General features: G+C 31.7%; 18 protein-coding genes. 3 read left to right on the top strand and 15 right to left on the bottom strand.

Translation table 11 applies throughout. From position 1 onward, the window contains the following. Nucleotides 1–20 precede the first annotated feature (20 nt). The 8 genes from BHY08_RS09980 to BHY08_RS10015 all read right to left on the bottom strand — a co-directional run bounded on the left by BHY08_RS09980 (nucleotide 21) and on the right by BHY08_RS10015 (nucleotide 9,054). Nucleotides 21–815, bottom strand: a complete 795-nt coding sequence (locus BHY08_RS09980) for a WxL domain-containing protein (RefSeq protein ID WP_071457717.1) — start codon at nucleotides 813–815, stop codon at nucleotides 21–23. Nucleotides 816–830: 15 nt separating this feature from the next. Beyond that, complete coding sequence (locus tag BHY08_RS09985; protein ID WP_071457718.1) at nucleotides 831–1,571, bottom strand: WxL domain-containing protein; 741 nt, start codon at nucleotides 1,569–1,571, stop codon at nucleotides 831–833. A 1-nt stretch (nucleotide 1,572) separates the two neighbouring features. Continuing rightward, entirely contained in the window at nucleotides 1,573–1,959 is a 387-nt protein-coding gene (locus BHY08_RS09990; RefSeq protein WP_071457719.1) for a hypothetical protein, read from the bottom strand. A 26-nt stretch (nucleotides 1,960–1,985) separates the two neighbouring features. After that, nucleotides 1,986–4,913 (bottom strand): hypothetical protein, encoded by a 2,928-nt coding sequence (locus BHY08_RS09995; protein WP_071457720.1) that lies wholly within the window; start codon nucleotides 4,911–4,913, stop codon nucleotides 1,986–1,988. Nucleotides 4,914–4,919: 6 nt separating this feature from the next. Beyond that, nucleotides 4,920–6,068: a WxLIP family cell surface protein gene (locus BHY08_RS10000; RefSeq protein ID WP_084657268.1), complete on the bottom strand. Its 1,149-nt coding sequence runs from the start codon at nucleotides 6,066–6,068 to the stop codon at nucleotides 4,920–4,922. Nucleotides 6,069–6,607: 539 nt separating this feature from the next. Continuing rightward, nucleotides 6,608–7,105, bottom strand: coding sequence for a GNAT family N-acetyltransferase (locus BHY08_RS10005; RefSeq protein ID WP_071457721.1), 498 nt, complete (start codon nucleotides 7,103–7,105; stop codon nucleotides 6,608–6,610). A 13-nt stretch (nucleotides 7,106–7,118) separates the two neighbouring features. Then, nucleotides 7,119–8,063, bottom strand: a complete 945-nt coding sequence (hemH, locus tag BHY08_RS10010) for a ferrochelatase (RefSeq protein WP_071457722.1) — start codon at nucleotides 8,061–8,063, stop codon at nucleotides 7,119–7,121. A gap of 67 nt (nucleotides 8,064–8,130) precedes the next feature. Beyond that, on the bottom strand, nucleotides 8,131–9,054 hold the full coding sequence (locus BHY08_RS10015) for a LysR family transcriptional regulator (protein WP_071457723.1): 924 nt from the start codon (nucleotides 9,052–9,054) through the stop codon (nucleotides 8,131–8,133). 117 nt (nucleotides 9,055–9,171) lie between these two features. Here BHY08_RS10015 and BHY08_RS10020 point away from each other — a divergent pair, with 117 nt between their 5' ends. Next, the gene (locus BHY08_RS10020) at nucleotides 9,172–10,344 is read left to right on the top strand and encodes a cobalamin-independent methionine synthase II family protein (protein ID WP_071457724.1); all 1,173 of its coding nucleotides are present in this window, start codon (nucleotides 9,172–9,174) and stop codon (nucleotides 10,342–10,344) included. Between the two features lie 52 nt (nucleotides 10,345–10,396). Here BHY08_RS10020 and BHY08_RS10025 read toward each other — a convergent pair whose 3' ends face one another. The 5 genes from BHY08_RS10025 to BHY08_RS10045 are packed head-to-tail and all read right to left on the bottom strand — an operon-like array spanning nucleotide 10,397 to nucleotide 13,961. Next, the gene (locus BHY08_RS10025; protein WP_071457725.1) at nucleotides 10,397–11,014 is read right to left on the bottom strand and encodes an alpha/beta hydrolase; all 618 of its coding nucleotides are present in this window, start codon (nucleotides 11,012–11,014) and stop codon (nucleotides 10,397–10,399) included. 14 nt (nucleotides 11,015–11,028) lie between these two features. After that, nucleotides 11,029–11,637, bottom strand: a complete 609-nt coding sequence (locus BHY08_RS10030) for a flavin reductase family protein (protein ID WP_071457726.1) — start codon at nucleotides 11,635–11,637, stop codon at nucleotides 11,029–11,031. Between the two features lie 11 nt (nucleotides 11,638–11,648). Next, nucleotides 11,649–12,536, bottom strand: a complete 888-nt coding sequence (locus BHY08_RS10035; RefSeq protein WP_071457727.1) for a VOC family protein — start codon at nucleotides 12,534–12,536, stop codon at nucleotides 11,649–11,651. Nucleotides 12,537–12,548: 12 nt separating this feature from the next. Continuing rightward, nucleotides 12,549–13,508: a ring-cleaving dioxygenase gene (locus BHY08_RS10040; protein WP_071457728.1), complete on the bottom strand. Its 960-nt coding sequence runs from the start codon at nucleotides 13,506–13,508 to the stop codon at nucleotides 12,549–12,551. Between the two features lie 21 nt (nucleotides 13,509–13,529). Next, nucleotides 13,530–13,961 carry a MarR family winged helix-turn-helix transcriptional regulator gene (locus BHY08_RS10045; RefSeq protein ID WP_071457729.1) on the bottom strand — a complete coding sequence of 144 codons (432 nt, stop codon included), beginning with the start codon at nucleotides 13,959–13,961 and terminating at the stop codon, nucleotides 13,530–13,532. A gap of 308 nt (nucleotides 13,962–14,269) precedes the next feature. Here BHY08_RS10045 and BHY08_RS11075 point away from each other — a divergent pair, with 308 nt between their 5' ends. Continuing rightward, on the top strand, nucleotides 14,270–14,365 hold the full coding sequence (locus BHY08_RS11075; RefSeq protein ID WP_118251202.1) for a type I toxin-antitoxin system Fst family toxin: 96 nt from the start codon (nucleotides 14,270–14,272) through the stop codon (nucleotides 14,363–14,365). Nucleotides 14,366–14,711: 346 nt separating this feature from the next. Here BHY08_RS11075 and BHY08_RS10050 read toward each other — a convergent pair whose 3' ends face one another. After that, on the bottom strand, nucleotides 14,712–15,644 hold the full coding sequence (locus tag BHY08_RS10050) for a hypothetical protein (RefSeq protein ID WP_071457730.1): 933 nt from the start codon (nucleotides 15,642–15,644) through the stop codon (nucleotides 14,712–14,714). 164 nt (nucleotides 15,645–15,808) lie between these two features. On the opposite strand from BHY08_RS10050, the gene BHY08_RS10055 reads away from it, so the two are divergent. Beyond that, nucleotides 15,809–17,248 carry an IS1182 family transposase gene (locus BHY08_RS10055; RefSeq protein WP_071457731.1) on the top strand — a complete coding sequence of 480 codons (1,440 nt, stop codon included), beginning with the start codon at nucleotides 15,809–15,811 and terminating at the stop codon, nucleotides 17,246–17,248. A 90-nt stretch (nucleotides 17,249–17,338) separates the two neighbouring features. Here BHY08_RS10055 and BHY08_RS10060 read toward each other — a convergent pair whose 3' ends face one another. Then, on the bottom strand, nucleotides 17,339–20,464 hold the full coding sequence (locus BHY08_RS10060; RefSeq protein ID WP_071457732.1) for an STAND family AAA ATPase: 3,126 nt from the start codon (nucleotides 20,462–20,464) through the stop codon (nucleotides 17,339–17,341). Nucleotides 20,465–20,533 lie beyond the last annotated feature (69 nt).

The following is a 20,533-nucleotide window of genomic DNA, read 5'->3' on the forward strand; positions in this document are numbered from 1 at the left end:
TCTCCTTTTTATACTCTCTCTTATTCAGCAGTTGGTGCAGCTGGTGAGTCTGATAAGTTCCATGTAAGTGTTGCTTGATATTGACCTGCATAATTATTTCCTGGAACAGATAATTGAATCGGTTTTTTTTCAGTAGTTGATCCATCTGATAATTCTAGTGCTCTCGAATTATAACGTGCTTCCCATAATCCCATACCTTGATCTTTAGCAGCAGACATCAACACTTTTGCCGTACCACCTGCATCAAACGTTTTAGCAAAACTGGTAGGTGCTACACTATGAGAGGCATCTTTGGTTGTATTAGGTGTAATTTCTGGGAAAGATAATTGTGCCCCTTTTAACGTATGTTCAGTATCATCTGATGCAACATTTTGTTCAATAAAATCACCCAATGTTAAGGTTAAATTCCAACCAGCGCCTGTCCCACGACGGTCAGTCACACTATAACCCGGTGTATAGACAGTATCATCTTTTGATATATCTGTATTGTCCACCACACCGATATTAGTAATAGGTGTACCAGTAGATTTAACATATAGCGCATCTCTGGTTGTAGTCGTTGATGTTAATGATATAGCATCAAAATACAAATCCGTTGCACTCGTAATCCCCAGATCTTTTACTGGTAACATTGGGCCAGTAGATGGATATGGGTCTGTACTTGGAGGTGTAATAACGTCAGAACCTGCAGTAATTTGAACATTGGCTGTACCAGCTTTATTAAGACCTTGTGCTTCTTCAGCTACAGTTAATTGGCTAACACTAAAAAGAGTTCCTAAAACTAACAAACTAGATAAATAAATATTTTTTTTCATGTGAATTCTCCTTTTTTATTTTACTGGACTTGCTGATGGGCTATCAGATAATGCCCAAGTAACCGTTCCTTGATACGTCCCAATCATATTACCTGATGGAACAACTAATTGAATATCATCTGCTACGTCCTTCTCTAAACCTGTTGCGTCTTTATTATAAAAAACTTTAAACGTCCCCATGCCTTGACCTTTTTCAGCCGTTATAATTTTTTGAAAACTATTTTTGTTTTCAGCATTTGGTGCGTACTCATTTAGCGTTGGTGTAATACCAGCGTCATCTTGTGCCACAGCATTGTCACTACCTGCTACAACTGATCCATTATTTAATGTGATATAAGCACCTCTTAACGTATTCGTTGTTCCTGGATTAGTCGTTGAATCAGTTAGTTCACTTTGTTTTATTTGTAAATTCCAACCAGCACCTGTTCCTCGTGTATCGGTTACTTGAATGTTTCTTTTGGCAATAGATTCTGCTCCATCATTTTTTAACGAAATTTTTTGTGTTCGTCCACTTAAATTCATGTCTTTAAAATTAAAAACAATGACATTATCAATACTTAGAGGACCACTTTGTCCAGTCTCGCCAGAAGGGGTATCAGGATTTTCTGGTTTTGTTGGCTCTTTAGCACCAGGATTTACCGTAATGGTTGCCTCTGAGTTAATTTGTCCATTTTCTTCGACAGTCACTGCATAGGTTTGTAACCCTGCGACTAATACAGTTGAACTAATTAGTAATGTTCCTAACATTTTTTTCATTTTATATCTTCTCCTTTTGACTAAATTTTTTTTCAATAAAAATAGATTTGATTTCCTTTCTAAAAATAATAAAAAGTAATAAAAAACCTATCATCGATACTCCTATACCTAATGCTTCCCCAGTAGAAGGAAGTCGTGCTCCTGAACTGGGAATGGTGCTTGACGCCTTATTATTTGACGATGAATCGCTATTTCCATTCGTTTCTTTTATAGTTTTTCTAGAAAAACTGATGGTTGCGTGAGAATTCACCTTGGCGCTTGATGATGAAATATCAGATTCTGAAATGATTGTTTCAGATGTACTCTCTTTTGTCTCAGCTGCCACTTGGACTTGATAACCGAATATAACAATCATCGCTAAAGAACATAGATAAAGTAATTTCTTCATTTTCACATCCCTCTCTTTTATTTATGCTAAGGTGAATCTTCCAACGTCCATAAAAGTTCCCCTGAGTAACTACCTTTTAAATTACCAGCCTCTTGCTTTAAGAATATGCCCGTGTCTTTATTTTTTAACTGTATGTGACTAAATAACTGATTATCTTTTTGTGTCTCAATAATAGTCGCTGATTGCCCTATACGTAAGGTATCTCCTAGTATATCTTTATAGATAACATTCCCTATAAAAGGAGACTTCTTCCCATTGACTTGTGTGATGCCTGAAGGTAGCGACGCTTTTAATTTCCACGTTGAATCTTGAATGGTATTTATAATAGAAAGAGACTTATCACTTGAATCACTCAATGGTGTTTCAGTGTCTTCTGCAGAGATAGTAACCGAACCAAAGTCTAATTTCTCAGCAATATCTTTAAATTTTAATTGCCCTTCGTATTCATAAATAATGGAAAAATCGTCATTTGGTACAGTGTCTGACTTAGTCATTTCTTTATCATGTTGATAAATTTTGTAATCTGACACAATTACAGGATTATACCCTTCATAATTTAAAACTATTTTTTTATCAGAAATTAACTTATTTAAAACTTCTTCTATATTGTCTCCAATGGTTTCTTCATACACATCATTTTCTACTAGTGATTTAGTTTCTAAATCACTATAAATAGGTGTGTCCGTTCCCTTATATACTTGTTTAATAGTCATCTTAACGGTACTAGGCACCAAGGTAACTTTTATTATTTTGGTATAAGAGTTAACCTTTACAGGAATATCATACGTTTTATTTGGCTCCCAGTTGTTACTAGGTATAGTTATCAACATGTTACTTGGATCAGTCGACACATCTGTAATGGTGTTTCCCGATATAGCATATCCCTTTGTATTCCCATAATCCTTTGATAAGACGAACTCTCTTTTCTGACTGTCTGACGCGTTTACCCATGTTAGATAATCGATATCGTAGTCTTTTCCGAAAACATAACCATCTGTAATGTTTTCTCCTTTTGGATGTACAACCACTTTTGTTGATACGAGTGTTTTATTTCCCGCTTCATCAATAACGTTTATACCAATATCATGAACACCTAACTCATTGACCATCTTAGTTCGTTCAGCATCGCTATTGACAAATTCGACTGTCATCTTGTCATTTGTTGTGGTTTCGTCGCTATAAGTGGAAATACCATCCAATGGATTATTTAATTTAGTGGTACTTCCTAAATCAGCTTTTATTAATTTAGGTGTAGCTTTTGGTGGGATGGTATCTTTTACGGTAAATTTGATTTGAGTGGCTAGTCGTTTGTCTGTGTCCACTAAGTCAACAGTACCTATCGTTCCACCTTTAACTGTTGATAAATCCAAGTCTGCAAAGCGCCATGTCCCATCGTCTGTTGTTTGTGTCGTATAAGTCTTTCCATTTAAATTCAATGTTACAGTTGCATTTGACGCTGCTTTATCTAACTTCACGTTTCCTGGTAAATAATAACCTGTTGTACCGCTAAAGGTAGTATCCCCATTATTTAAAAAGGCTTGATCGGATTCATTGATAAATGTCGGATCTAGTACTATCATAGGAAGCTCGACATTATTAGATATACGACTGTAATCGTTTATTTTAAATGTGTCAGGTGTTAATGTCGGATCAGACGAGCTAACGTTATTTGCACTATTTATAGAGAAATTAAGCAATCTCATCCAGTCAACATTTTGCCAAATTCTTGTAGGATTTCCAATCCCTTTATCATCTTTAAGCCAAACACCAATACTTTGATCATATAAATATAAATTAGATTGTGGTGAATCAGGAAAAGCAAAGAAGAAATTACTCCTACCAAAGTAGCGCATATCCAACACATCAGGTTTATAAACATATAAATTAGTATTGTAAGTAAATAATGTCCCATAAGTTGCTGTTTCATTAGTTGATGATACTTTAAACTTGGCTCCTTGATTGACATATATATTTGCTTGACCATTAAACGTACCAGCTTGATTATTATAAGGCGTCCCATTATTACTTTGAGATGCTGTTGTTCTTAAAGATGTTCCAACTGATGTCGCTTCTAAACTTCCATCCACATTAATAATTGAAAAGTTTCCAATGTTATTAGCATAAGCTAAATAACCTCTGTTGTTATTTGCGTTATTAGTATTATTTAACACAACATGGCTATTTTTACCAATGTATATCCTTCTGTCCCCTACTGCTTGAGACATTAATGTTGATCCACCATTAGTTTTATTAATATACGAATAAGCCTTGCCACCAAATGTTAAGTTAACGCCACCTTTTCCTTGACCAAATTCGTCAGGGTACCCATTTCCAAAAGAATAACCGTTAAAGTCGCCTAAAAACGTGATATTTCCAGCACGTATATTTTGTGCATAGGTCTCCACTGTTACTGTACCTAAAGAGAACACATTCGTTGCCAATCCAACAAAAAAGTTACCACCATTATCATTACTTTTATACGCTATGTCTTCAAATACAACATTTATATTTTTTTGATAAGAAACATTTAAAAAGGCCGAATTTTGAGTATCACGGCTTCCTGGACTTTGTGTAACAGGTCCTCCGATGATTTTTCCATTAAATAATTTAAACTGATTTGTCGTACTATTTCCATCTATCGATAAATAACCGTTTGTCCCTGCATTTAATGTATGACCATTTAGGTTTAATTCTTTATCGCCGTTAATAATGATACTACTGGTTATGGTCATATCATTTTGAAGTTCAATACTTACTTTAGAAGTGGAACTATTAAGTGCTGTACTTAATTCAGATAATGAACTAACCTTTGTTACGGTGTAATCATCGAACTCCGGAACATCTAAAGGGGCTTGATCAATTGTGTATGGCTCTCCTACCGCTTCAACAAAACTTGGATAAGATAAACTCCAAAAAAGAATAAGACTAAATACTATCACCCATGTTTTTTTCAATCTTTTCTACTCCTTTCTATCAGATTTTCTACTCCTTTTTTTACTTCCTCCTTTATGACCACCTTTTGTTTTATGACCTGTAGCATGAGAACCTCTTTTCGCTTTTTTTTGTTGCTGTTTTAATTTCGCTCTATGTCGTAAAACTAAGACTAATAAAATCAAAGATAAAAGGATAAATATGGCAATGATTAGAATATATAACCAATACGGTTTTTCTGGTTCTTCTAGTTCTACTGCCTCTTTGTTTAACTTGTTACTCTCATCCTTAGTAATCGTAAAATCTTTAGTAAATTGCCACTTTTTAGTACCCGATGTTGCTAACAGAGATAACGTATATTCTCCTGGATCTAATCGCTCGTTATTCCACATAATAGGGTAGTCAAAATTAGAGTTAGGTGCCATCTCTAACCCCTTTTTAGTATCACTTTTTAAAATTTCTTTTTTTCCTTTTTCAGTCACTTTGGCTTCTACTGTCATATCTCCAAACATAGTTGGTTCCGTATTCTGTAAATTAGCTGTAACTGCTGTACGATAAGACACTAAATCAGGTTTTACCTCATTCAGTACCACTTCAGGTTTTACCGTTTCCTCACTTTCTCTTAACATAACCGCTTTAACCAGTTGAAATTTATTAACAATTTTTACCCCTCCAGATGCGGAATTATCTGTTCCTTGTTCAGATTCAACCACATCTACCAAAAAACCACCGAGAATCATTCCTTTGAATGGCTCTTTAGGAACCGTCATCTCAAACCTAACCTCTTCGCTTTTACCAGCCGGCACGGTTACTTGCTTTTCCTTCTCAACCAAACTTGTAAAAGGTATTTTTAGATTAGAATCGTACTTGTAATCTTTATCTTGTCTAGAGTAGTCAATAACACCATTTTGATTGGTAATAGCATTTGTTGGCGTCACTCGTAATGTTTTTTCCTCTTTGCCAGTGTTGCTCACAATCACTGTTAATGTTTCTTTTTGACTTGGTTCAACCAATAAATCATAATATGTTGCTTGCTTATCTATTTGGTTAGATACCGGTTTGACAGATATGGTATACGTTAAATCCTCGTTTGAAGCTTTCACAACATCTGCGTAAATAAATGGTATAACCATTAAAACCAATAGCCCTATTTTTTTAATTAACCTTTTGAATTCCACTTTTCGTACCCCTTTTTTATTTTTTTCCCTTTTAAAGAGACTTCAAACCCGCTTCATATATAATGAATACACCCCTCCAAACTAGAAAAATAGATTTTTCATAAACGAAAATTAGTTATGATATTCTTTAATCACTTATTATTATATTAATAAAACCAAATAAATTAAAAAATCATAAAAAACACAATATATACATATATAGTACACTATTTTTATTTTTTTATCATTTATTAACATTTTAAACCATAAAGATAACAACAAATAATAAAAAATGTTCAATTAATGGACTTATTATATTTTTAAATTTTGGTTTTATTAACATATAACACTAACATGATAGTTTTATATATAAAACATAATAAAAAAACACTTGTTACCTAATTAAACATAATTAAATAACAAGTGTTTTTTTATTAGACCATGGGTGACATAATAAGTTTTTTCTTATTCTTGTAAAAAGCAATCATACTAACTTTATTTACTAAAATAGTCACTGGGCCAAACATTTCTTCTATTTTTATAATGACGACTTTAACATCTTATTCAAATGTTTTTCCTAGTATATCTAAACTATATAACGCATCATCCATATTGGCTATATTAGGTAGATGGGCCCATTGTTCAAAGCCATTTCTAAAAAATAGTTTTTGACTGGCTTCATTATGATGAAACACATAGGCCATAATCGTGGTAACCTGACACGTTTTAAGCTGTGAAAATACCCAATCTAATGCTTTTTGTCCGAGTCTTTGTCCTTGATAATTTTCATCAATGTATAAACTAATTTCAGCTGTTGCCTTAAAAGCTGGTCGTCCATAAAAATCCTCTAGCGCAACCCACCCAACAATGACTTCTTTTTTCTTCATTATCCATAATGGTCGTGTCGTTTGATTATAAGACTCAAACCAAATTTTTTTTGATTCCACTGTTACAGGATTTGTGTCAGCTGTTGAAATACGTGTTGGAACTGCTTGATTATAAATCTCAATAATTTTTGGTAAATCCTGACGTGTGGCATATGAAAATGTTACTGTCATAAATGACCTCCTTCTAATTGTTTATAATCTCTTTGACAATGTCTGCAAACGTTTTATCTGCATTAAATGGTGGTAAATAAATAAACTCTGTTCCACCATTTTCTAAAAAATATCCCTTGTTTTCTTCTTCTAATTCTTCTATTGTTTCTAAACAATCCACCACAAATCCTGGTGCGACAACTAATACCTTTTTCACTCCTTGATGAGGTAATTCTTTTAATGTGGTATCTGTCGCAGGGGTTAACCATTCATTTGGTCCGAATTTCGACTGGTACGTTTGAACAAATGGGACGTCACTACCGACTTTTCCCATGATTTTTTGTGTGGTCACTTCGCATTCTTTGGGGTATGTATCACCATCTTCAACATACGATACAGGTATGCCATGATAGGATAAAACAATCTTATCAATGTCGTGACGTGACAAACTTTCTTTAATCTTTTCAGCATAATAAGACGTGTATAACTCATTATTATAATAAGAACGAATAAATCGAATATCAATGATATTATCCGTTCCTATAAAATAACGCATCACACGATCAAAAACAGAGCCGACTGTTGATCCAGAATACTGTGGGTACATTGGAATAATAGTCACATATTCTACCCCTTTTTTTAACAACTTGTCTAATGCCTGTTCAATCGTTGGTTCACTATAAGACATCCCTACTTCAACTTCCCAATCAGGAAATAACTTTGCCACATTATCTCGTTGTGCCAAGGTGTAGTTTAATAATGGAAATCCGTCTTCTGTCCAAATCGATTGATATAACTTAGCTGACTTTTTGGGGCGTGTATTTAAAATAATACCCCGTAATACCGGTTGCCATAAGAATGGGTGTGTCTTGATAACACGTCTATCTGATAAAAAAACTCGCAAATATTTTTTTACTTCCTGTGGTGTCGCTTCTTTGGGTGTTCCTAAATTTATCAACAATATCCCTTTCTTCTTCATCCTAACTCCTCCTGATTAGTGGTTAATAGTCTATCATATTTTTGTTTTATTCGCACGATTTATGAGATTAATCATATACCTCAAATCCAAAATGTTTAATGTGTTGCTTCAACAACTTAATATAGGTTTGTGCCACTTGACTTAGTTCAATTTTTTTATGACGTAAATACCCTAACATCATAGTCTCATCCACATCAAGTGGAATTGCCACAATCTTTTCATCATTCAACTCACTACTAATAATCCCTGAACTAATTGTGTAGCCATTTAATCCAATCATTAAGTTAAAAATGGTGGCCCGATCACTTATTTGAATGTGCTTTTTATGAGGTAGCGTACTCAATATTTCTTCTGAAAAATAAAAAGAATTGGTTTCACCTTGTTCATAAGACAAATAAGGATAGTCCTCCAAATCCTCTAGTGTTAACTTTGATTGTTTAGTTAGTGGATTATCCCGTCCGACAAATACATGAGGTTTGGCATCAAATAGTGGCACAAACGTCAAATCTTTTTCAGAAATCAAGCGTTTTAACACTGTTTTATTAAAGTCATTCAAATAAATCACACCTAACTCACTACGAAATGTCTGCACATCATTTAGCGTGTTTTCAGTGATGGTCTCTCGTAATGTAAAATGATATTCATCTTTTCCAACTTCTTTGACTAACTCAACAAAGGCATGAACGACAAACGCATAATGTTGAGCAGATACACTGAAAGTTCGTTTTCTTGTTGTGTCTTGTTTAAAACGACCATTTAGTAAGTTGACTTGATCAAGAATCATCCGTGAATAGTTCATAAACTCTCGTCCCTCACTCGTCAACGTAATCCCTACCTTGCTACGATAAAATAATTGCATATTGTACTCTTTTTCTAACTCTTTCATCGCTTGTGACAAACTCGGTTGGCTAATAAATAATTGCTTTGCTGCTTCATTTATTGATCCTGTTTCCGCTATTTTTTCTAAGTATTCTAACTGTTGGATGCGCATAGTGACCTCCTTAAGTTATAGTTTTTACCTATTATATCACTAAATTATTATATATTATCTATTTTTAATAAATGTTGTTACAATACGTTCAACACTTAAAAAACGGAGGGATTTTTTATGACATTATCAAAATTTCAATTAGTTGGATCATTACTTAGACCAAAAAATTTATTAGCATACAAAGAACAAATCGAAGCGCGTGATGATATTACCTATCCTTTTTATGAAGATTTTACTGGTTATCAAGAAGTCGAAGCACAAGCTATCAAAGACGTTGTCAAAGAACAAATCAATCATGGGATTGATATTGTGACAGACGGTGAATTTTCAAAAGCACTATGGCATCTTGACTTTTTATGGGGATTAACTGGTGTGGAGCGTTTTATCACAGATCATGGTTATGCGTTTAAAGATCATGATGGGGAACATTTTGAAACACGTAAAGATATTGGAATTCGTATCGTGGCTCCTTTAAGCGGTAAAAACCACCATTTCCTTAAAATTTTTAAAGAAGTCAAAAAAGACGCTGGTAACACTCAAGCAAAATTAACTGTATGGGGCGCTGCTCATGCCTTTACAGAACTGACAGTATTTAATGGATTATATGGTGACGGGCAAGTTTATAAAACACAAGATGATTTGAAAACAGGCTTGATTAATGCTTACAAAGAATTTCTAACAGAGTTTAAAGAAATTGGTGGTGAAATTGTCCAATTTGATGATTGTTTATGGACACTATTCTCTTCAGATAACCAAGATAGTTTCTTCGCTGAAGGAAATGAAAGTTTAGAAGATTTAGCTGATACATTTATTGCCATTAACAATGAAGTGGCTGATTTTGGTCATTCATTAGGACTGAAAGTTTGGACACATAACTGTCGTGGAAATTATCAAAGTCGTCATGCTGCTGGTGGTAGTTACCAAACGATTGCGAAAAAATTCTTAGGCGAGCAACACTATGACCGTTTCTTCTTAGAGTGGGATGATGAACGTGTAGGAGATATCTCAGCTTTAGAAGCTTTAAAAGATAAGCCAAATGTGGAAGTAGTATTAGGTTTACTATCAAGTAAAACAGCTACTTTAGATGATGAAACAAGAATCTATCAATTACTCGAAAAAGCGAGTCAAATTTTACCAAAAGAAAGATTACTTTTATCTCATCAATGTGGATTTGCGTCATGTGATTGTGGAAATGAATTAACCCAAGCACAACAATGGGCAAAAATTAATCAAGGACAAAAAATCGCAAAAAAATTCTGGTCTGATAGCTATGTAAATCAATATAATTAGAATAAAACAACCCACTATATTAATCCTTCACCACTATAAAAACGAGCAATGATTATTCATGCTCGTTTTGTTTTATTATCCGATGCAACCATTTTTTGGCTTTTTCAACTTCTAAATAGGTCAATTGATGCGTTAATGTCCACTCTGATAGGATATTCGCATGAAATCTTCGAAATAAAGTCAAAACTCGTTGACTTTCCTCAATGGGAACAATACTATCTTGTGTTCCTAATGTGACAAATAATTCTGTTTGACTTAAATCGTGATCCTCTAAAACATCTATTGGGTACATAGGATGAAATAATACTGCTCTTTGATACTTATCAGGGTAGTTAAGCAATAACTTAATAGCGATATTTGCACCATTAGAATAACCAACTAAGACAATCTCTTGAGTAGTTAACTGACTCTTTTGCAAAAGCTCACTAATAAACCTATGTAAGTCGTTTGCACGCATTTCTAAATCTACTTCATCATAAACACCGTCACTTACTCGACTAAAAAAGCGAGACTGACCTTGTTCCAATACTTCTCCTCTAATACCTATTAATGTCGCATCTGACATTAAGTCTTTACCAACATCCAATAAAGATGATTCATTTCCACCTGTTCCGTGTAATAGTATTAAAACCGGCTGTTCCTTACCGCCATATTTAATTGTATAATTCATCGTATTTATCTCCCTTAAACCGGTCGTTCAATTGTGATGACCTCTCCTATTTTGGCATAATCATTTCCTGCAAGACGACTCATTGGACGTAACTTTTTAAAATCAATTCTACCATGATCGTATAATGTATCATCAATATGATAATAATTAACTGATAATAACAATAAATCAGCTGTCACTTGATGGTCATCTTTTATTTCAATATGTTGATACAACGTCACTTCCATCTTGATTTGAAGCTCTGACAACATTGGTACTGATATACTTTTAGCTTGATTTAATGTAAAATTCGTCAAGCTCAACTCGCTCTCATCTGAGCTAAAACTAGTCGCAGTTTGATTAATATCTTTGATATAAGACTCTTCAGCTATATGTACCACAGCTTCCTTACTTGTCACAATATGATGTGCTGTATCTTTCATCTGACCATTTTGTCGTTGAATCGATAACGAAATAATCGGTGGATTAGAGGTTACAATATTAAAATAACTAAATGGTGCAATGTTTAGTGTCCCATCCTTCGCTAGACTCGTAACAACTGCGACCGGTCTAGGAATGATTGAGCCAATCAGCATTTTATAATTTTCTCGTTCACTCATGGTGTTTGGATTTAGTGATAACATCTCTTTTCCTCCTATCGAAGTGGTAATAGACTTTTCTCTAATTGTGATTGCATATGCTCATATTGTGGCGGTAACATTAGCTTTTCACCTAGATGGTCTAAAGACTCATTAATGGTAAACCCTGGTTTATCCGTTGCTAATTCAAACACGATATTTCCTTTTTCAATAAAGTAAATGGCTTTAAAATACTGTCTATCTTTTATCTCTGTTACCTGATATTTTTCTTCATATAAATAATCTTGCCATATGCGATGTGTCTCATCATCCGGAACTGACCAGGCAATATGGTGGACAGTACCTACTCCAAAACGTCCACGTGGTAATCTTTCTTTTGGAATAACAATATGATGTTTTTCTTTACCTATTGTTTCAGCATGATAGGCATCACTATCTTCGGATACTACACTCAACCCTAAATCATCTCTTAATGTTTGCATCGTATCTTTAGGTTGGCTAGATAACAATACTGCGCCATGAAATCCCATAATTTGGTATCCGTTCATTTCTTCACCTTCTACCAAAGCTATATCTAAACCATGAGAGTCATTAAATAATAGTGTCGTTTTTCCAAATAATTGACTTATCTCAAAGGAAACATTAAAAGAAGTAAGACGTTTATTCCAATAAGCGAGACTACCTTTAGGAACTCGAAACGCAATGCGACCAACTTGTCCACTACCAACACGCCCTCGACTGGTTGTATCCCATGGGAAAAAAGTTATGATAGTCCCCGGTTCAGCTTGTTCATTACCAAAATATAAATGGTACGTTTGTGGGTCATCAAAATTAACTGTTTGTTTAACCAGTCTAAGTCCCAATATCGTTTCGTAAAATCTCACATTTTCTTTAGGATTTCCAACAATAGCAGAAATATGATGTATTCTATTTATAGATTCCATATCTAAACACCTCTATCTTTTTGTATTAAATGGTTTGATAACACTTTCTATATATTCACGTTTCTTTTCTAAAAATGGGGGTAGTGATAATGCTTCTCCTAATGTGTCATAAGGCTCATCTTCCATAAATCCAGGTTCATCTGTTGCAAGTTCTATTAAAATATGCCCTACTCTGACATAAAGTGATTCAAAATAAAAACGATTCACATAACCCGAATTAGGTAATCCTAGCTGATCAAATAACTCTTTCCATACTTGTAAAGACACACGATGTTTCAAACGAAAGGCCAAATGATGCACTTCTCCGTATCCTTGTCTAGCATCAGGTAATTGAGTCTCTTCAACTAAAATAATCCGTGTCCCATTGCCCCCTTCACCAACTTCCATCAAATATCGGTTTCCCTCATGAGTAATTTCTTTAAACGAGAATATGGTCTCCATTAAGGATTTAAACTCTTTAAAGTAACTAACTGTTATCTCTGTTGTACCTAAACCATATATGGCATATTCTTCAGGTACTGGACCATTTTTCCAAGCAGTTCCAGCCGCTACGCCATAATTATTTTCATCTGATATTAATTGATAACGCTGACCATCTTCATCTCTAAATGACAATACTTTTACACCAAATTCTTCTAAAATATCATCATGATCAACATTAAATTCATAAAATCGTTCTTTATAGTATTCTAATGCGGCATCAGTAGGAACTCTAAACCCTATACGCGTGATAGCATTAGTACCTCTTATACCTTTTGGATTATTGGGAAAGTCAAAAAACGTCATCGTGGTACCTGGTGTCCCATAATCATCAGCAAAATAAGTATGGTAAGTATAGATATCATCTTGATTAACCGTCTTTTTAACTAGTCTCATACCTAATATATTAGTGAAAAAGTCATAATTTTTTTTAGCATCACTTGTCATTGCTGTTATGTGGTGAATGCCTAATAATTTATCTTGTTCATTCATTTCCAATTCCTCCTGATGTCACTATTTTCCTAGTGACCTATTTAATTTGGCTAATAACTTTAATAGTTGTTCTAATTCATTTTGTTCTAAACATGACATTGAATCAGTAATGGTTTTAGCATGTTTAGGAAAAATTTCTTTCATGAGTAGTGTCCCACGCTCTGTTAATACAACAAACGTCACTCGCTTATCGTTAATATTGGTTTGTCTTGTGACAAATCCTTTTTTCTCTAATTGGTCAATAACATATGTCGTACTACTACTAGCTATCAAAATTTTCTCTTTAATCACTTGGATTGTCTGTTTTCCTTTGTGAAAGAGCAACTCCATCACCGCAAATTCGGTTATATTTAATTGATACTGCGTGACATCTTGTCTGACGATTTTTTCCAATTTATTACTTGCCCGTATCAATTGAATAAATGTGTTTAACGATTGTTCTGTTTGATTCATAGTCATCACCTCTATCATTTATTTCGAATTCGAGATAAAAATGATTAAAAAAAGATATCTCTCTTACTTGACATCATCATATAATATTACTTACAAAAAGTAAACTGATTAGGCTTACTTTTAATTAGTAAAACTAAAAAAATTTAGGTATGTGGATCACTACAATCTGATAAAATCAGGGTGCTTTTTCAAAAAAATATTCATTCTAATCATTAAACAAAAATATTTTTTAAACAATTGAATCCTGAAATAATCCCCAAAGAAAAACTAGAAAAGGATATGTTAAAACGATAGAGGGGAATTTAAGATTGGATAAAGTTGTATCACTGATAGTTGACCCTATACTTGTCGGTATTGTTACTAACCTTTTTTCTCATTGGTTAAATGAAAAAAAGAAGCGGTAGGGGCTATATGGGCTTCTGATTTACTTAAAATAGAATTCTTAAAATTAGTGGTGTATAAAAACTAATATTTATACATGACAACAAAAAAACACCCTCCAAAAACGGAGAGTGTTTTGATATTCTGTATAAAAACGAATTAACGTTTTGAGAACGAATGTTTAATATTTTTGCCTATCTTTATCTATATGAATCCTTTCCTATCAATAGTTAGCAGATTTAAAAAAGGATAGAGATAAATAAAAAGGACTGTAAATGGATATAACTTGAACCAATTTGAACCAAATTTTATGAATGTTAGTTAAATACATTTAAATTTATTATGATTCTTTTTTTATCATATATATCATTATATAATCTTTAAGTTTTCTTCAAATATGCTCAAATCTTTTAAAGTAACTTCACCTAACATATACATTTCTAATCCAAAATAAAAATATGCGGCTAAGTATGTGACTTCTGAACTTTTCATATATTTCTTCTTTGCATTAGGTGACGATAATCTAGAATTACCATTTCCATGAATATTAGAATTTCTAATAGCATTTAAAGTTTGATAATACATCATAACAAAATCATTATCCGACAGTTGAATTTCTTCAAAAAAAGAGCCCTGTGAAAATTTAACCTTTTCTCTCTTCAACAATTCACTTAATTGTTTTGATAAACTACGAAGTATCGAATGATTTATTGCAGACGATTCTATTAATACTTTTGTTTTATTAATATCTTGTTTAATATCATTTAAATTATCATAATATTTCTTCAGGTATGTTTCTTCTATTGCTTTTACAACATTTTCAAATCTATTCTTCATTGTTTTAAATTGTGAAGTTGTATAGGATTTACTGGTCAAAGAGTTCTCTTTACAATATTTTTCAGTGCACAATCCTTTTAATATGATATTACTAATAAAATTAAACATTTGTTCTCCATAATTATTTATATATTCAATCATAAGAGATTCAATAGTATGCGTCGACGATATTTGATCTGAGAGATGATTAGTTATTTTATTAACCATTTCTGCTCCCATAACTGTTTCACTATCCATCGTTTTATTTTTCAGATAAAAATCTCGATATGCTCTGTTTACCGACATCCAAAGTAAATAAAAAGAAATATCTGGTCTTTCTGGAAGACAGTAATAACTATCCTTAAGCTGACTACTATAAATATCTAATTCTATTTCTAGAATTTTCATTTCCTTTAATATATTTGAAACTAACCCTTTATCTTTCAACTCTTTATTAGTCGCCTTATTAATTTCTTCTAGTAACATCTCTTTACCTCTCTTTTCTATTTAAAAACCTAACTATTAATACTTACTTATATCTCTAGATATATTTTATAACTAAAAAAAGATACTACAGACTGTAGACAAAGTATTGATAAATTTCGATACTTTGTTTTTTTTGGTAAAATAGAGGAAAGGAATGACCATTAATGTTGAAAAAGCAAGATATGAGCAAACGTAATCAAATAGGTTTTTATTCATTAGAAGACTTAGTTCCACAGGAACACCTTCTAAGAGATATTGATAAATACGTCGATTTTAGTTTTATTTATCAACTTGTTGAGGATAAATATGATCAGTCTAATGGACGACCTAGTTTAGATCCAGTTATGTTAATCAAACTTCCCTTGATACAATACTTATACGGAATTAAGAGCATGAGACAAACGATTAAAGAAGTCGAAGTAAATATGGCTTACAGATGGTTTTTAGGTTTAGATATCCAAGACTCAGTCCCTCACTTTTCAACTTTTGGTAAAAATTACTCAAGAAGATTTAAAGGAACAGATATCTTTGAACAAATTTTTTATGGTATTTTAGCGCAGTGTACAGAAGCTCATTTAGTTGATACGTCTGAGATATTTATTGATGGGACTCATATCAAAGCACATGCAAATAATAAAAAGTATGAAAGCAAAGAAATAACTGAAGACACATTATTTTATGTAAAATCACTTCAAAAAGAAGTTGAAATCGATAGAGAAAAACAATTAAAAAAGCCCTTAAAAAGAAAAGAAAAAAGTGAGACAAATACAAAGGTTAAAAAAATTAGTAAAAACGATGCTGACAGTGGCTGGTTTCATAAAGGAGAACATAAACAAGTCTTTGCCTATACCACACAAGTGGCATGTGATAAAAACGGATGGGTTTTAGGATATACAACGCATCCAGGTAATCAACATGATAGTCGTACTTTTATCTCTATTTACAATAAATTAAAAAGTCATTTCACTCTGAATAAATTAGTGATGGATGCAGGCTACAAGACACCAGGTATTGCCCATTTGTTATTTCAAGATAACTTAACACCTATTTTTCCATACAAGAGACCCATGACCAAGAAAGGTTTTTTCAAAAAATATGATTATGTTTATGACGAATACTATGATCAATATATTTGTCCCAATATGAAAACATTAACTTATACGACAACTAATCGAGATGGTTATCGAGAATATAAAAGTAACCCTCATGATTGTATGACATGTTCTTTAATAAATAAATGTACGCAATCAAAGGATAAGAGAAAGCAAGTTCAACGTCATTTATGGGAAGATGATATGGAACGATGTGAGGACATACGTCATTCCATTGGAATGAAATCTATCTATAATAATCGTAAACAGACGATTGAGAGGTTATTTGGAACAGCCAAAGAATTTCATGGATTACGTTATACCAACTTAATAGGCAAAGAAAAAATGCACATGAAAATTGGGCTTACTTTCGCATGTCTTAATATAAAAAAATTAGCAAAAATGCTTAAATTAAGAGACCTAGAGGGCTCTATTTTTTTGTCTATTTTTAATTATTTACCTAAATTAATCATAGGATGTAAAAAAGACAACCCAATTACTCTTAATGAGTAATTAGTTTGTCTTCACTCTGAAAAGATACTATTTGATATTCCTTGAAATAATTTGCTCAAATGAATATTTGTGTTAGTTCGCTACAAACAATTATTTTAATAATCTTGTCTTATTTAAAGACGGATCATATATTATATCGTACGTTTTACAAATTTGTTGCCTTTTACTATAAGGTATATCAAACATATATAAATGTCTACCAACCATGTGTCTTAAAATATTTTTAACCATGTAGTTACTACTATTTTCTTCATATAAATTTTCAATTACTTTTTCCGATTGATCTAATCTTGTGTTTTCTAATAAACTACCTACTAGTATCAACTTAATTGCTGTATTTTCCTCTTCTTTCAAATACTTATCATAAGTTGATTTCATTCTATTAGTGCCTGTATCTACTATTGCTTTTTGTATAATAGAAGAGTATATTAGTCCAACAAATTCAAATACCATCTTTCCAGCTCTATTTTCAAGATCCTTTTTACTAATTAATTCGTCGCTATTTAATTTTTCTAATTCATTAATAACAAATTTTATTAAATCCTCTTTTTCATTAATAACAAGTTCACTGAGAATATTTCCCGCCTTTAAAGATACCCTATATGAACTAGTTAATAACGACTCTTTAGTTCTCTTATTTATTATTCCTCCATAATTTTTTAATATTTGACCTATTACTTCAGTAAATTTTTGTGCTTTTTCAAATTCGATTATTAACGGATCCTTATAAACATCTAACTCATTAATTTCTTCATGTGACTTTTTCATTTCACCCTCTAACACCTCTTCAGTAACATCTCTAGATTCATACAAACTTGCTCTATTTTCCATGGCATTTCCTTTTGTATTAATAATTAATTCAGGTAATTTTTCCACTAAATTATTTAACTCTCCATCAATATCCATGAGATTTTCTTTAGGTAATATTTGTTTAGACTGCTTAATAACCTCTTCAAAAACCATTTCATCTATTGATTCATGTATTAAAAATATTAATATATTCGAATATAAATCCACGTGTATATTTTGAATTAAATATATTACGTCTTCTTTAGTATCTTTTTCATGAATATTATTCCACGTTGAATTTATATTTTCTGAAATATATTGAGCCGTAAAATAATAAAAAACATACTTGTATTTAAAATAATAATTATTTTCCTTTTCTTGTAAAATATTAGCAAGTTCAAGTTTTTTTATGTTTTGCTCAAACCTAAATTGGGCTTCGTCTAAATCATAATAATCCACAAAATCTTCATACAGTTTTTTAAATTCATAATAACTTATTGTATTTTTTTTCGATTTAAAAATGTGATAAGCTAAATGTTTCAAATAATTATTTAAAGTACTTATATCATCTGAGCCTATTTGAATATCATATATTAGTTGCTTTATCAAAAGTTCATAATAGTATCCATTCGTTTGCTTATCAAAATCCACACTTTTTTTCCCGCTATCAATTGATTGTAGTATTATCAATAAATAAAGTGGTACTTGTGGAATATAGTTTTTACCAACTATTTCATTAAGTGAGACTATATACTCATCAAAACGAAATACATATTCTTCTTTTTCATCAATTTCATATAAATGGCTTAAATTTAGCCACTTTTCAACTATTTGACCCCTTTTTTTATATCCAAATTTTTTTAAATTAAAAATTTTAACCTCTCTATTTTGAGTATCTATCAGACTCAATGTATCTTTGATATCCATTGTTGTATTTTGGGATGATAATATGACTTTATCAAAATATTTACATAATTCTAATAAAAGTTTATTTTTTCCATCTTTATTTAAATTAATAAGATTCCAGTCATCCACCAATAATACTTTTTTACTCTTATCTAATTGGAAAAAGTCTTCGTATGATTCTTCTCCATACTGTTCTTGAATTCTATCTCTAATAATTTTCTCTACTTTTTTATATTCTTTCTGCTTCACATTACCTGCATCTAAATACAATGGATATATCTGATTTTTATAAAATCTAAGTGCTACACTTTTTAATAATGACGTTTTTCCAAATTCTTTGTCTCCTTGAAAAATATAAATATACTTTTCTGATCCTTCAAGTTCTTCAATAACTATTTTTGCATCTTCAACTTTATTTTCTACCTCTTCAGTTAAAACTTCACTAAAGTCTGGATAAACGTAAATATCTTTTAATAATAACCTTCCCTTATCAGGATGATCTATCGGTGCTCCCAAATCTTCATAAAAATCAATAATTTCAGGGTTTAAATATATTGGAGAACCTGCAACTCGTATTTCGTGTTGTTTCATAGTTGATAAATCATATTCTTTTTTATTGGGATAATAAGCATTTTTATCTATTCTGAAATCAAGTTGCTCAAGTTTTAATAAAGATGCTTCCATATCAACTTCTATATAATTAAATTCACTCTTGTCAGAATTCCAACTCTCTTGCAGTACACATCCTTCAATAAAAATCGTCTCGCCAAAATTATCTTCTTTTTTTCCACTATTATTAGCATGTTCATGACCAGTAATAATAACATCTGAAATTTCTTGTAATCTAGATTCAAAAAGTCTTTTGTTATTTGGCTCACACCAGTGTGGTGGATGATGTAAAACCGATATATTAATAAAACTATCAAAGCTTTTGCAAAGTATTTCAAATACTTGGTTTGGAAAAAACATTGTTCCTGGTTCTTCTCTAAGTTTAGATATCCACGCAGTGTTAAATAAATGAAAAGATAGTTTAATCTCTTCAGTAAAATTATAATTAACCTTCTCATAAAATTTGTTCTCTAATATTATTTCAGTATTTTCATTATACGAATACATTATTTTTTTAAACTCATTATATTCGTTCTGTACTATTATCTGATCAATTATAGAATCGTCAATTTCCACATTTTCATCTATTCCATCTATTAAAGTATTCCTTAAATTTTCATTTTTCTTTATAAAATGACAGTCATGATTACCCGGAATAAATAAAAAATCAATATCTTTATTTTCGGTTTTTATTCTATCTATTAAATCCATAAAAAAGGTGATCGCTACTTCATATTCTGAATTTTTCCCAGAAAAAGCTGTATCACCACTTACAAGAATTAGAATCTTATCAACAAAGCTAATTCTATTTTTCACAGCGTTTTCAATTCCATCTATTTTACTCATAATTGAATTCTTTTCATTATCATCAAACAGATGAATATCTGAAAAATTTATTATCCCTAATTTCATTTAACAAACCCCTTTTAATTAAAATAACTTATCGCTATAAATCCAATATTATCTATACTCTATACATTT

The sequence above is a fragment of the Vagococcus teuberi genome (genome assembly GCF_001870205.1).
Lineage (GTDB): Bacteria > Bacillota > Bacilli > Lactobacillales > Vagococcaceae > Vagococcus > Vagococcus teuberi.